Origin of the sequence: Sphingobium sp. CR28 (assembly GCF_052327305.1) — a bacterium.
Taxonomy (GTDB): Bacteria; Pseudomonadota; Alphaproteobacteria; order Sphingomonadales; family Sphingomonadaceae; genus Sphingobium.
The window spans coordinates 365,242-379,163 of sequence record NZ_CP182486.1 but is presented as its reverse complement, the minus strand read 5'-3'; the positions used below and the strand labels follow the sequence as shown (position 1 = coordinate 379,163).

10 protein-coding genes are annotated in these 13,922 nt (G+C 65.7%); 7 read left to right on the top strand and 3 right to left on the bottom strand.

Annotated elements, in window-relative coordinates; all coding sequences use genetic code 11:
- Positions 1–15: 15 nt before the first annotated feature.
- Genes ACNAOH_RS01725 through ACNAOH_RS01715 form a run of 3 tightly spaced genes read right to left on the bottom strand, consistent with a single transcriptional unit; the run spans position 16 to position 2,164 of the window.
- Positions 16–507: an OmpA family protein gene (locus ACNAOH_RS01725; RefSeq protein WP_443971058.1), complete on the bottom strand. Its 492-nt coding sequence runs from the start codon at positions 505–507 to the stop codon at positions 16–18.
- On the bottom strand, positions 504–1,730 hold the full coding sequence (locus ACNAOH_RS01720) for a diguanylate cyclase domain-containing protein (RefSeq protein WP_443971057.1): 1,227 nt from the start codon (positions 1,728–1,730) through the stop codon (positions 504–506). The genes ACNAOH_RS01725 and ACNAOH_RS01720 overlap by 4 nt, the downstream gene beginning before the upstream one ends.
- Positions 1,727–2,164: a YfiR family protein gene (locus ACNAOH_RS01715; RefSeq protein ID WP_443971056.1), complete on the bottom strand. Its 438-nt coding sequence runs from the start codon at positions 2,162–2,164 to the stop codon at positions 1,727–1,729. The genes ACNAOH_RS01720 and ACNAOH_RS01715 overlap by 4 nt, the downstream gene beginning before the upstream one ends.
- 365 nt (positions 2,165–2,529) lie before the next feature.
- On the opposite strand from ACNAOH_RS01715, the gene ACNAOH_RS01710 reads away from it, so the two are divergent.
- Genes ACNAOH_RS01710 through trxA form a run of 7 tightly spaced genes read left to right on the top strand, consistent with a single transcriptional unit; the run spans position 2,530 to position 13,883 of the window.
- Positions 2,530–4,875 (top strand): PAS-domain containing protein, encoded by a 2,346-nt coding sequence (locus tag ACNAOH_RS01710; RefSeq protein ID WP_443972023.1) that lies wholly within the window; start codon positions 2,530–2,532, stop codon positions 4,873–4,875.
- A gap of 7 nt (positions 4,876–4,882) precedes the next feature.
- Positions 4,883–5,332, top strand: a complete 450-nt coding sequence (tsaE, locus tag ACNAOH_RS01705; RefSeq protein WP_443971055.1) for a tRNA (adenosine(37)-N6)-threonylcarbamoyltransferase complex ATPase subunit type 1 TsaE — start codon at positions 4,883–4,885, stop codon at positions 5,330–5,332.
- On the top strand, positions 5,329–6,315 hold the full coding sequence (locus ACNAOH_RS01700) for an aminoglycoside phosphotransferase family protein (RefSeq protein ID WP_443972022.1): 987 nt from the start codon (positions 5,329–5,331) through the stop codon (positions 6,313–6,315). Before tsaE ends, ACNAOH_RS01700 begins: the two co-directional genes overlap by 4 nt.
- A gap of 5 nt (positions 6,316–6,320) precedes the next feature.
- Complete coding sequence (locus ACNAOH_RS01695; protein WP_443972021.1) at positions 6,321–7,037, top strand: nucleotidyltransferase family protein; 717 nt, start codon at positions 6,321–6,323, stop codon at positions 7,035–7,037.
- On the top strand, positions 7,030–10,050 hold the full coding sequence (gene addB, locus ACNAOH_RS01690) for a double-strand break repair protein AddB (RefSeq protein WP_443971054.1): 3,021 nt from the start codon (positions 7,030–7,032) through the stop codon (positions 10,048–10,050). Before ACNAOH_RS01695 ends, addB begins: the two co-directional genes overlap by 8 nt.
- Entirely contained in the window at positions 10,043–13,507 is a 3,465-nt protein-coding gene (addA, locus tag ACNAOH_RS01685) for a double-strand break repair helicase AddA (protein ID WP_443971053.1), read from the top strand. The genes addB and addA overlap by 8 nt, the downstream gene beginning before the upstream one ends.
- 55 nt (positions 13,508–13,562) lie before the next feature.
- Positions 13,563–13,883, top strand: a complete 321-nt coding sequence (gene trxA, locus ACNAOH_RS01680; protein WP_443971052.1) for a thioredoxin — start codon at positions 13,563–13,565, stop codon at positions 13,881–13,883.
- Positions 13,884–13,922: the final 39 nt, after the last annotated feature.

Below are 13,922 nucleotides of genomic sequence, written 5' to 3'. Positions count from 1 at the left end.
ATCAGTCTTGCGGTCTTACGGCGTCGTGATGAGGATGACTACGCGGCGGTTCTCCTCGCGGCCTTGGCGTGTATCGTTGGATTCCACGGGATAGCGTGAGCCAAGCCCCTCCACCTTTATCCCCTCGCGACTGAAACCGCCCGAGATGAGCGCCTCCGCGACGGCTCCGGCGCGACGGATGGAAAGCTGCTCATTATAGGCGGCTGTTCCTGTCGCATCAGTATGGCCCTCTACTGTTGCATGCATGATCGCGACGGCGTCCAGCCTGCCGGCGATAGCCTGCAGAACAGGGACCTGGTCCGCTTTCAGCTTGCTATCGTCAAAGGGGAACAGGAGCTTGTCGTTCGCCGAAAACTCCCAACCTCTGTCTGTTTCCACAAAGCGGTTAGCGCGCAGCACGGCCTCCTGCTGGGGCGTGAAAAGTGGTGCCGGACGAGGAGTTGCGGCGCATGCAGCCGCCAGCAGCGATAACGAGATCGCAGCGGCTTTCATAACTGCTGATTTCATCGGCGTCCCTGTTTCCCAATCTGCCTTGTTCTTGATTTATAGGCATACATGGCCGCATCCGCTCTGGCGAGAAGCTCGGTCGTATTCGCCCCGTCCTGTGGAAAGATCGCAACACCCACGGACACACTGATCGTGATTCGGTTGCCGTCAGGCAGGCTGACCGGTTCGCTCATCCGGGTCCGGATCTCCTCAAGCACCCGGTCCACGCCATCGCCATCTCTGGGAGGCGCGAGAATGACGGCGAACTCGTCACCGCCCAGCCTCGCTGCCGTGTCTTCCGGCTGAATGGACCGTGTCAGACGATCCGCGATGCTCATCAGCACGGCATCGCCACTGCGATGGCCCAGCTGATCGTTGATCTCCTTGAAGTGATCTCCGTCGATGAACATCACGGCAAACGTCTGGTTCGCGCGCCCGGCCTCCGCGATCGCGGAAGCAAGCCGCCACTCGAAGGCTCGCCGGTTGGGAAGCTGAGTGAGGCTGTCATGCGTGGCGCGATGGCTGAGTTCTTCATTCTCGGTGCGCAGCCGCGTGTCCCAGCGTTCCATCTCGGCTATGAGGGAGTTGAAATCCGCGCCCAGCGCATCGATCTCGTGAATAGAAGCAGATGGCGCGCGCAAATCGAAGCAGCGCTCGGACCGAACCCGGTGCGCCACCTGGCTGATCGCTTCGAGCGGTTGAATGACATTGGCACTCAGCCGACGCGCGAGCAGGGCTGTTGCGATGGCTGTGAGCAGGAGGCAACTGAGCCCACCGGCGAGAGCAGTGAGGACATAGCCCGCGATCTCCTCGACGTCGATGAACACTTGGATCTCGCCGATGACCTGCCCCTGATGCTCGATGAGGCGGCTGTGCGGATGCAGAAAGAAATAACTCGCCAACTGTCGCTCGAAGACATTGGACGGCGCGCGGCGCGGGTCGTTGGCGGAGGCAAAGGGTTTGCCCTCGACGAGGACATCGATCCGCGCAACGCCCCGGCGGCTCAACAGAGGCGCGATAATCGCGTGCGTGGCCGCAGGATCCCGGAAGACGACAGCCGGCGCAGCGACATAGGAGGCAGTTTCGGCGACCAGATCCTGATTTTGCTCGGCATAACGCAATATCGTCGCGAAGCCGATGGCCGAAATGGTGATGATCGCCATGCTGATCGCGAACAGCGTGACCCGCATGTGGACCAGCGCCAGAACATAGCGGAGCGAGAGCGAGCGACGGGCGTTGCTCATGGCTCTTCCTCGTGGAACTGGGCCAGGCGGAGCACACGTGGATCGACACGCAAGGGACTGCGCGCGATGGCATCGATATTGAGCAGGAACGACAAGCGGTCAGCCGCAACCTGAAGGCAGAACATGGCGCCCGAGCGACATCCCGGGTCCGCCTCCGCAATAGACAAGACAGGCTGCCCACGAAGCGGGGACAGAACTCGCCAGGCCTGACCCGGCGCCAAAGAACTCATATAGATCGAGCCCAGATAAACGATATTGCATCCATCGAGCGCGGACGCGCTGGGCGCGGTAAGGGAACGCACCGAAACAGGCCGATTTGCTGTCTCCCCACTTTGCGCGAGGGCACCCCCAAAACGTGCAGGCCCTACCACGCAAACCAGCAGGCGGCCTAGATTCTGGGGCCAGCGCGTGAAGCTTGCAATGCGGCCGACCATGAGAGCGACGGCACGTGATGAGCTCTCCGCTCCCGAGGGGATCGGCGTGCTCGCCTGGCTTGAGAAAGGCGGCTCGGCGGCGTGGGCTGGGCACCTAAATGCGCATACCAGCAATATGAAGATTAAAGTCTTTTTCCCCGAGCGCATGATTCTGGCGACCCTTTTTCGCCGGCCACGATAGCCAAGTGCGGACTCTTTCACTAGCGTCCCGATAAACGCTGTTCCGAAGTGGGAATGACCATCGCCTGCCATGCCCCGTTGCCCTGCGCGTGTTGCGCGTTTGACGGTGAGCACCCACCGGGCTTTCCGCTGCGGTTTCGTGGGCGCTTGTGCCAAACCGCAATCGACCGTAATCGAGCGGCGTGATCGCGCTTTCGCCCATCATGATGGCGCTGCTGGGAGCAGTGCTGGCGCTGTGGCTGGCCGTGGCGCTATGGGCCCTGTGGAGCGGCCTCGCCATGCGGCGATCCGCGAGACATGCGCGCATGCAGGCCGACAGGCTGGCCGATCTGCTGCAGTCGGCTCCCGCAATCCCCGTGATCGTCCTCCCGGACGGGCGCATCGAAGCGCCGGACCGGCTGGCAAGCTGGCTGGGGCAGGGCAGAGTCCCCGGCTTCGTCTCCGAACTGATTGCGGAGGACGGAGGCCTGGAGCCGGACCGCGCGCACGCACTCGCCGCTGAGATCAAGGCTGCACAGCGGGGCGGCAAGACATTCGCGATCCCGGTGCGTGCCGTCGGTTCCAGCCGGTCGCTGCTCGTGCGCGGACAGCCTGCAAGCTCGGATCTGTCCGGGCCTGGGGCGATCGTGCTCTGGATCTTCGACATGACTGAGAGTCAGTCGATGATCGAGGATTTGCAGGAGCAGGGGGCGCGCTATCGTGCGGCGCTTGAGGCACTCTCCGGCGTGATCGAGGCTGCGCCGATGCCGATCTGGCATCGCGCCCCGGACGGCGGGCTCAGCCTCGTCAACACGGCTTATGTTCGCGCCGTAGATGCACCATCGGCCGATGATGTCGTCTCACAGGGGATTGAGCTGATCGAGGCGATGGACGGCGTGACCCCCGCAGCCGCGGCCTCGGCTGCCGGGAAAGTGGGTGAGACTTCCGCGCGGATGGTTCCGGTCACGATCGACGGCAAGCGGCGGCTGATGCGGGTGGTCGATGTGCCACTGGGCGCTGTGGGCGTGGCCGGCTACGCCATCGACATGCACGAGCTGGAGGAGGCGCGCGCGGAGCTTCGGCACACTGCGCAGGCGCACCGGGACATGCTCGACAGGCTGTCGGCCGGCGTTGCGCAGTTCGGGTCTGACCAGCGGCTTCGCTTCTGCAATCAGCCCTTCATGAGCATCTTCGGCCTCAAACATGATTCCGTGCTGTCCGAAACCGAGTTCAATCGCGTGCTGGACGCGATGCGGGAATCGGGCGCGGTTCCTCACACGCCGGACTTCCAGGCCTGGCGCGAGGAGCGTCGCCAGTGGTTCACCTCTCCGCATGCGGTGGAGGAGAACTGGCTGCTTCGCGATGGCGTGCATTTGCGCGTCTATGCGCAGCCACTGCCGGACGGGGGCCTGCTCCTCATCTTCGAGGACAGGACCGAGCAGGTCCAGCTTTCCTCCGCGCGCGACACGCTGCTGCGTGTGCGGACCGCGACGCTGGACAATCTCTTCGAGGCGATTGCCGTGTTCGCGGCGGATGGGCGGCTCCACATGTGGAACAGCCGCTTCCGGCAAATCTGGCAGGCACAGGAAATGGTCCTGGCACAACATCCGCGTGTGGACGAACTGATGCAGAGCCTAGCGCCTCGGCTTGCGCGACCGCAGCAATCGGGCCTCGTCCACCAGCTGATCCGCGCTGCGACGGTGGATCGCCGCCAACGCGGCGGGCGTATCGCCTTCGCGGACGGGCGCTATTTCGAGTTCGCGGCGATTCCGCTGCCGGACGGAAACGCCCTCTTCCTCATGCTGGATATCTCCGACAGCCGCCGGATCGAGCAGGCGCTGCGCGACCGCAACGAAGCGCTGGAAGAGGCCGACCGCGTTAAATCGGCGTTTGTCTCGAACATGAGCTACGAACTGCGCACGCCGCTGACGTCCATCGCCGGTTTCGCGGAGATGATGCAGTCCGGCTATGCCGGGGAACTGGGCGAGACCGCGAAGGAATATCTGGGCGCGATCATGCAGAGCACAGACCGGCTTGCCGGGCTGATCGACAATGTGCTCGACCTGACGCAAGGCGCGGCGGGTGGCCTGCCGATCGAGCGCCGCCCGGTGGATCTCGGTGCATTGCTACACGAGGCTGCCGCCGGATTCGAAGCAGCGGCGGTGGAACGGGACGTGACGATCGTCGAGTCGATCGCCCCGAGCATCGGCTCCGTGACCGGAGACGAGCGGCGAATACGGCAAGCGGTTGGCCATCTGATCGACAATGCCGTGCGCTTTGTCGGCCAGAACGGACGTGTGCTCGTCCATGGCGATGGGACGGTCCAGACCGCGCGGATTGTCATCTCCGACAATGGGCCGGGTATCGAGAACAAGCTGCAAGCACGCCTATTCGACAGCTTTGCACGTCTGGGCCGGGGTGCTGGCGGCGAGGCTGCCGGGCTGGGCCTGCCGCTGGTCCGGCAGTTCATCGAAGCGCATGGCGGGACGGTGAGCCTCATTTCCGAACCGGGGCAGGGCACTGCCGTGACAATCGAACTGCCACGCGAGTGATCGGCTGATGCTCTTTAAGGATGCAGCCAGCCTTGAGGCCTTTGGCGAGGAGCTGGCGCAACTCGTCAGCGCTGGGGATATGATTGCGCTTTCCGGTGGACTGGGGGCCGGAAAAACCACGCTGGCACGGGGAATTCTGCGCGGTCTTGGCTATGCGGGTGAGGCACCGAGCCCAACCTTCGCGATCCTGCAGGGCTATGAGCCGCCCGAACTGCGCCTGGCCGTCGCCCATGTCGATCTTTATCGGATCGAATCCCCGGAAGATGTTGAGGAACTGGGCCTCTCGGACTGGCTGGCGGATGGAGCGGTTCTCGTGGAATGGCCCGAGCATGGCGGCGCGGCGCTGATAGCCCATGCACTCCACCTGAGCCTGGCGCCGGAACCGGCCGGCGGTCGTGGCTTGACAGCCCGCGTGCCGGACGCTTGGGAGCGGCGATGGCAAAAGCTTCCGATATGACGCCGCCTGCGAGCGCACCGGCCTTCCTCGCCTCCGCCGGATGGGAAGGGGCGCGGATCGCGCCGCTGGCGGGTGACGCCTCTTTCCGCCGCTATTTTCGGGTTACCGACGGAGAGAAGCGAGCCGTGCTGATGGATGCCCCGCCGCCCCACGAAGACCCGCGCCCGTTCATCGCAGTGGGTGAATGGCTCAGCGGTCACGGTTTCGCCGCTCCGGAGATTTTGGCGCGTGATCTGGACCAGGGACTGGTTCTGCTGGAGGACTTTGGCGACGAGCGGGTCCGCGATCATCTCGATCACGCGCCTCAGGATGAGCACGGCATCTATCGCCGTGCCGTGGATGTGCTGGCCGAAATTCACAAGCTGCCGCCATGTGACGTCCCGCGCTATGACCGCGAGGTGTATCTGCGCGAGGTGAACCTGCTTACGGAATGGTTCTGCCCTGCTGCCGGGCTGGACGTAAACATGGTCGGCTATGTCGAGGCGTGGGAAGCGGTACTGCCGGTCGTGGAAAATGACGCCGCGCCGCCCGTGACGGTGCTGCGGGACTATCACGCCGAAAACATCATGCTGTTGCCTGACGCGGAGCGCAGCCATGGTCTGGGTCTGCTCGACTTTCAGGACGCCCTTGCCGGGCATCCCGCTTATGATCTTGTTTCCCTGCTGCAGGATGCCCGCCGCGATGTATCGGTCATGACCGAGGCAACGATGCTGGCGCACTACAAGAGCGTGGCACCGGTCTCGCCCGATTTCGATGCGGCCTATGCAGTGCTTGGCGCACAACGAAACGCGAAGATCATTGGCATTTTCACGCGTCTGTGCCAGCGGGACGGCAAGCCACGTTATCTCGACTATCTGCCGCGCATGTGGGGTCTGCTCCACCGCGATCTCGCGCATCCCGCGCTGGAACCGGTAGCCGAATGGTTCGAGGCGAACGTGCCGCATAAGCTACGCGGCGTACTAAAGCCAGAGCCGCGCCCGTGAGCACTGTGATCGACACCGCGATGCTAATGGCGGCGGGTCTCGGAAAGCGGATGCGACCGCTGACCGCGACCCGACCCAAGCCACTGGTGAAAGTGGCGGGACAACCCCTCATCGACCACGCCCTCGACCGGATCGAAAGCGCGGGCATCCGGCGCATCGTCGTCAACGTGCATTATCTTGCGGACGCGATCGAGGCGCATCTGGCGGGACGAGCGCGAGAGACGGGCGTCGATTATGTCATCTCCGACGAGCGGGCCAAGCTGTTGGAGACAGGCGGAGGGCTGATTCACGCGCTCCCGCTGCTGGGCGAGAAGCCTTTCCTCTGCGCCAACAGCGATAATTTGTGGATCGACGGACCGACCAACGCGATCAGCGCACTTGCCCGGCGGTGGGATGACGCCGCGATGGACGCACTGCTCCTCATGGTGCCCCATGCCCGTGCGGCGGGGCACAGCGGACCGGGCGACTTTCACATGGACGCTCTGGGCCGGCTCTCCCGGCGGAAGCCAGGGCGAGTGGCGCCCTTCGTCTTCACGGGTGTTCAGGTCATTGCGCCCCGCCTGATCGTTGACCCGCCGGGCGATGCTTTCTCTACGAACATCTTCTGGGACAGGGCAATCGCCGCCGGGCGGGCCTATGGGCTTGTCCATATCGGGCTTTGGTTCGACGTGGGAACGCCGGCGGCGATACCGATCGTCGAGGCCGGGATCGCTGGTGGCTGACGCGCACCCGGCCATCTACACCATCCCTGCGCACCGCGCCTTTGCCGATGCGCTGGCGAAAGGCCTCCTCGCTCTTCATGACGGGCGCAAGGACGATGGCCTGGCCCTCGCAAGGGGGATCGTACTGCTACCGAACAACCGGGCTGTGCGGGCCGTGCGCGACGCCTTCGTTCGACGGGCGGAGGGAGGGCTGCTTTTGCCCCGGCTGGTGCCGCTGGGCGATCCGGAACTCTCCGAAGTGCTGGGCAGTGCGCTCGAACCGATCGGCCTGGGTGCAGACCTACCTCCGGCGATAGCCCCGATGGAGCGGCAGATGATCCTCGCCCGGCTGATCCAGCAGGAACGCGCCCGGATCGGAGATCCGGTTGAAACGGGCGAGGCGTTCCGACTGGCGGCTGCGCTTTCCCGAACGCTCGACCAGCTCATCATCGAACGCAAGTCTGCCCGCGATCTCGCCGCGCTAAGGGACAATCCGGATCATCGCGACCTCTCCGGACACTGGGAGAAAGCGCTCGCCCTTTTTTCGCTGTTGCTTGAGCGCTGGCCCGCAGAGCTGGCAGCACGCGGCCGCATCGATATGGCCGAGCGACGCGACATCATGCTTGCGCGGATCGCGCGACGCTGGACGGAGGCCTCGCCGGACCGCTTCGTGGTGGCAGCCGGCATCGCGACCACCGCTCCGGCAATCGTGGACTTGCTGCGCGTGGTCGCCCACATGCCCCAGGGAAGCGTGGTGCTTGCCGATCTCGACAAGGAACTCGGCCCGAGCGAATGGGAAGCGATCGGCGGCTTTGGCCCGGCTTTGCGGCCGGACGGAACCCGCGCTCCGGCGTCGCCCACGCATCCGCAATATGTGCTGCGGCGGATGCTCGATCGGATGAATATCCATCCGGACGAGGTGGCGACATGGCGCTGGGGCGGTGAGCATGACTCCCGCAAGCCGCGAGGTCGCGCGATCAGCAACGCGATGCTGCCGCCGATGCTGACCGGGCGCTGGCAGGAATTAAAGGCCGACCAGCGATCCCTTGCGGGGGTGACCGCCATTGAGGCCGCAACACCGGCGGAAGAGGCGCAAGCCATCGCTATCCGCTTGCGCGAGACGCTGGAGGCGCCGGAACGGACGGCAGCGCTGGTGACTCCGGATCGTGCGCTCGCGACCCGTGTGACGGCTCATCTCAAGCGCTGGGGCATCGACGCGGACGACAGTGCTGGCCAGCCGCTTTCGCATCTGCCGCCCGGCACGCTGCTGATGGGACTGGCGGGCGTGGCCGTCGATCGTTTCGCGCCGGTGAGCCTGCTCGCTCTGCTCAAGCATCCGCTGGTGCGCGCGGGCGAGGGACGGCTGGAATGGCTGGAACAGGTGCGCCGGCTGGATCTGATCCTGCGTGGGCCGCGACCCGCGCCCGGGCTGAGCGCGATTACCGCGCTGATCGAAGCCGCGGAGGGACCGCTCCGGACCGAACGTGCTGCGATCCGCGACTGGTGGCGGAGACTTGCGGAAGAGCTTGCGCCGCTCGAAGCGATCGGGAGCGGAACCGCAACGCTGAGCGCAAGTCTGGAGGCGCTACGCACCGCTGCCTCCACTCTGACGGCCGAGCGGGTGTGGGCTGGCCATCAGGGCCATGCCGCCGCTGACGCGATGAGCGCAATGGCGGACGCCGCGCCTCTCGGCCCCGCACTGGTAGACGCGGCGAGCATGGCGTCCATATTGGGACAGTCTCTGGGTGGCGTGGCCGTGCGACCTCCGCAGGGAGGACATCCGCGCATAGCGATTCTGGGCCTGATCGAGGCACGGCTGATGCAGTCCGACCTGATGATCCTGGCGGGTCTCAACGAGGGAAGCTGGCCCGCACTGCCGGAACCTGACCCCTGGCTGGCGCCGAGCGTGCGCACCGCCCTCGATCTGCCCAGTCTGGAACAACGGATCGGCGTGGCGGCGCAGGACTTCGCCAACGGGCTGGGCGCGCCGCGCGTGCTCCTGTCCCGAGCGCGACGGGACATCTCCGCGCCGACGGTCGCTTCACGCTTCTGGCTTCGCCTGCGCGCCATGGCGGGCGATGCCTGGCGGGAGGACCATGCGCTCATTGGTCTTGCGCGGATGATCGACCGTTTGCCGCCGGTGCCCCGCGCGCGGCCGCCAGCGCCGATGCCGCCCCAGGACAGCCGCCCGCGAGACATCGCTGTGACCGACATGGACAGGTTGCGCGCCGATCCTTACGCCTTCTACGCCGCCAAAATCCTGCGACTGTCGCGACTTGACCCGGTGGACGCGGAGCCAGGACAGGCTTGGCGCGGTACGCAGTCGCATGCCGTGCTGGAGCGATGGATGCGTGAGGGCGCGCCCGGCCCCGAGCGGCTGCGGGCCCTCGCTACGGAGATGATCGCTAATGCGCCGGCGCATCCGCTGCTCAGGGCCTTGTGGCAGCCGCGCCTGCTCGCCGGGCTGGACTGGGTGACCAGCGAAGTCGCCCGCGAAGCGCAGGACGGGCGGACGATCCTTTTCGGGGAGGAGTGGGGGCACATCATGCGCGGCGGCGTGAAGCTGCGCGGCAAGCCCGACCGGGTGGATGCGCACGCCGACGGTAGCCTCGCAATTGTGGACTATAAGAGCGGCCACGCGCCATCCGTGAAGCAGACCGAGGCGGGCTTTGCGCTGCAACTTGGGCTGCTGGGCCTCATTGCGCAGGAGGGCGGATTTCCGCAGGTGCAGGCGGGGACGATGGTCTCGACTTACGAATATTGGGCAACAGGCCGCAAGGAGAAGGGCGGGATCGGCGCGCGCCGGACGATCGCGCAGCCCGGCGGGGGTCGGGGGAAGATTGCTGCGGAGATAATGCTCCCGATGATCGCTGGTTTCTTCGACGAGGCGGCGGCGCGCTGGCTGACCGGCGAAGAGCCGTTCACCGCGCGTCCTCACGCCGATGCGCCGGTCTATACCGACTATGACCAGCTCATGCGGCTGGACGAATGGTATGCGCGCGACGACGGTGGCACGGAGCGCATCGATGGCTGAAGCGAAAGCGTTCCTGCCGCTCAAGGACGAGCAGGCGCGCGCCTCTCGCCCCGGCGCCCACGTGTGGCTGAGTGCGTCCGCCGGCACGGGCAAGACCCATGTGTTGACCGCGCGCGTGCTGCGCCTGCTGCTCGCCGGCGTGGCACCCGAGCGCATTCTGTGCCTGACCTTCACCAAGGCTGGCGCGGCCGAGATGGCAGAACGCGTGCATGAGCGGCTGGCGCGCTGGGTGCGGGCCAGCGGGCCGGATGTCGCCATGGACCTGATGGCGCTGGGGGAGGACTATGGTCCCGAGGCGGTTGCCAAGGCGCGGCTGCTGTTCGCGCGCGTGCTGGAGGCCACGGGCGGGGGCCTGAAAATCCAGACCATTCATAGCTTCTGCCAGTCCCTGCTCGCTGCCTTTCCGCTGGAGGCGGGGCTAGTGCCGGGCTTCCGGCCGCTCGACGAACGCGCGCAGCGGGCGCTGGCCCGGCAAGCGCTCATTACAATGCTGGAGCGGGCCGAAGCGGAACTGGACGAGAGTGTGCAGGCTGCCGTAGCGGCGCTCTCTCTGCGATTGGGCGAGGACGGTGTGACGTCCTATCTGGCCCGGTGTGCACGCGCTGGTACAGCGCTCGACGCGCTGCCCGAGCCAATCGAAGCGCTGCTCCTCGAGTATCTCGACCTTCCCACAGGCGATCTGGCCAATCATCTGGCTGAACAATGCGCGGATGATGTTTTCCCGGTGGCGTTGCTCCGGCAGATCTCGGCGGCGAATGTCGCGTGGAACACGGCAAGCGGCCTCAAATGCGCCGATGCAATCGCGCAGTGGTTGGCGGCTGCTCCCGCAGCGCGCGGGCAGGGTCTGGCCGATCTGCGTGGTGCGATCCTGACCCAAAAAGGCGAGGTGAAGAACCGCGCCAATGCCAAGTTGCTTGCCGCCGAGCCGGACTATGTGGCGCTTTGCGAGGAAGCCGGCGCGGCAATCACGGCGCTGGCGGATCTGGAAGCGCAGGTCGGCTACGCGCGCCTCGCGGCGCATGGGCTGATCGCGGGGCGGGCCTATGCCCGGTCCTATCAGGCCGCGCTGAAGACGGAAGGCGGAGTAGACTTTGACGCACTGATCGGCCGCGCGGCAATGCTGCTGGCGCAGGAGGGGATCGGCGACTGGATTCGGTACCGGCTGGACAGCCGCGTCGATCATATCCTCGTCGACGAAGCGCAGGACACCAATGATGCGCAGTGGCAAATCGTGGATGCGATCGTCGACGATTTCTTCGAGCTGAGTCCCGGAGCGGACGAGCGGGCGACGCGCACACTCTTCGTGGTGGGAGACACCAAGCAGGCGATCTTCGGCTTCCAGGGGACGAGCCCGCGCGCTTTCATGGGCGCTCTCGATCATTTCCGCACGCGCGCCGGCCATGCGGAGCAACCCTTCGATGAACTGCCGCTTTCCCTGAGCTTCCGCACGGTTCCCGCGGTGCTGGAAGCGGTGGACGCGACACTCTCGCTGCTGGGCTTCACGACCATCGGCCTCACGGAAGCCGCGCAGGCGCATGGCAGTGCCCGGCCTCATCCCGGCGAAGTTCAGCTCTGGGCGCCCAGTCTAATCGTCGCTGGCGGGGATGGGGGCGACGAAGGGGACGAAGAGCCGGAAGGCGAGGAGGGCTGGCTCGCGGACCATGAGCGCCTTCACGCGCAGAAGATTGCCGCGCAAGTGCGGGCCTGGGTTGATCCATCCCACGGACGCTGGCTGAAATCCAAGGGACGGCGCGCGCGGCCCGGCGATGTCATGATATTGGTGCGCAACCGTGGTGCGTTGGCACGACTGATCGTGGCGCGGCTCTATGAAGCGGGCGTGCCCGTGGCCGGCGTCGATCGCCTGCGCTTACAGGCCCCGCTCGCGGTGCGGGATCTGGTAGCGGGGATGCGCTTCGCCGTGCAGCCGGAGGACGATCTCAACCTCGCCTGCCTGCTCGTCTCGCCGCTCATCGGCTGGACGCAGGACGATCTCATGCACCGGGCGTTGCGGGAGAAGGGCGTGTCGCTCTGGTCTCACCTGAGGGCGACCCAGCCCGAAGCGATGCTGGCGCCGCTGCGCGCACTGCTCACGAGTGCGGATTTCACCACGCCCTATCGCTATCTGGAAGCCATGCTGAGCGGGCCGCTTGGCGGGCGCGGAAAGCTTGTCGCCCGGCTTGGCGAAGAGGCGGGTGATGCAATCGATGAACTGGTCAACAGCGCTCTGGCGTTCGAGAGCGAGGCGCACCCCTCTCTTCAGGGCTTCATCGACTGGTTCGATCGCGAAGAGGCGGACATCAAGCGCGAGTTGGCGGAGGCGGGCAACGCCGTCCGCGTGATGACGGTACACGGCGCCAAGGGTTTGGAGGCACCGATCGTGATTCTGGCCGACGCGACTTATGATCCGGGCCGGAGCCCGCGCGCTGGCGCGATCGAACTGCCGGTGAGCGGCCATGCGCTCCCGCTCATTCGACCCACGGGTGCGGAGCGCACGCCTTTACTTGAGCGGGCCATGGAAGACACCGATGCACGGGAACGGGAGGAGCATTGGCGGTTGCTCTATGTGGGCATGACCCGTGCGCAGGAACTGCTGGCAATCGGTGGTGCACTGGGTTCGCAGCGCAAGGGCGTCGTTCCCGAACAGAGCTGGCACATGCAGACGGGGCTGGCACTGGCTGGTCTGGGCGCAGTGGAGCGGCCGGACGACATCTGGGGCAACGTCACGAGCTGGCAGGGGCGGGACGTGCTGCCTGATGCGGCGGAGGATAAGGAAGATGGGACGGACGCCGTCGTTCCGATGGCGCGGCCGGACTGGATCGATACGCCAGCCCCGATCGAAGCACGTCCCCCGCGCCCTCTGGCGCCATCGGCCAATGTCGAGGACGACGTGCCGGATCCGCCGCCATCTCCGGTGATGCGCATGGCAGCGACGCGAGGCAAACTGCTCCACGCCCTGTTCGAGCGTCTGCCGGACGTGGCGCCAGAGGATAGACGGACTGCCGCGCTAGGCTGGCTGAGCGGCGCGGGCGGCCTCGACGACAGGGCTCTTGCCGAAACGATCGCGGATCATGCGCTGAACATCATCAACGATCCGACCCACGCCGCCTTCTTTTCGGCGCAGGCACTGGCGGAAGCTCCGATCGCGGCGGTCGTCAACGGGCTGGTGATTGCCGGTACGGTCGACCGGTTGCTCGTGACGGAGGCTGCGGTGCATGTGCTGGACTTCAAGACGGGTCGGCTGGTGCCCCAGGATGTAGAAGACGTGCCCCTCGCGCATATCCGCCAGATGGCGGCTTACGCTGCCGCGCTGGGCGTGATCTTTCCGGGTCGCGCCATCCATGCCAGCCTGCTTTATACGAGTGGGCCGAAGCTGATCGATATCGGCGTGGAAAGGCTGGCGGCGCACAAGCCGGGCTTTGCGGCACCGTCAGGAGAAGTTGCAGCCGCCCGCTCTTGAGAAGTGTGTGTCGCCCGCCTAGATTTCGGTCCACACTTATGCAGGAGCCTATCCCATGGCCACCAAGGCGATTTCCGACACCAGTTTCCACGACGATGTGATTGCGTCCGACAAGCCCGTGCTTGTCGACTTCTGGGCGGAGTGGTGCGGGCCGTGCAAGATGATTGGGCCGTCGCTCGAGGAAATCAGCGAGGAACTGGGCGAGAAGGTGACGATCGCCAAGCTTAACATCGACGATCACCCCGATGCGCCTGCCCGCTACGGCGTGCGTGGCATTCCTACGATGATCCTCTTCAAGAACGGCGAGCCCGCCGCCACCAAGGTGGGCGCGGCCCCGAAGAGCCAGCTCAAGGGATGGCTTGAGGGCGTTCTCTGAAGCGCATCCAGCGCTGACGGCTGGATAATGATGACGATA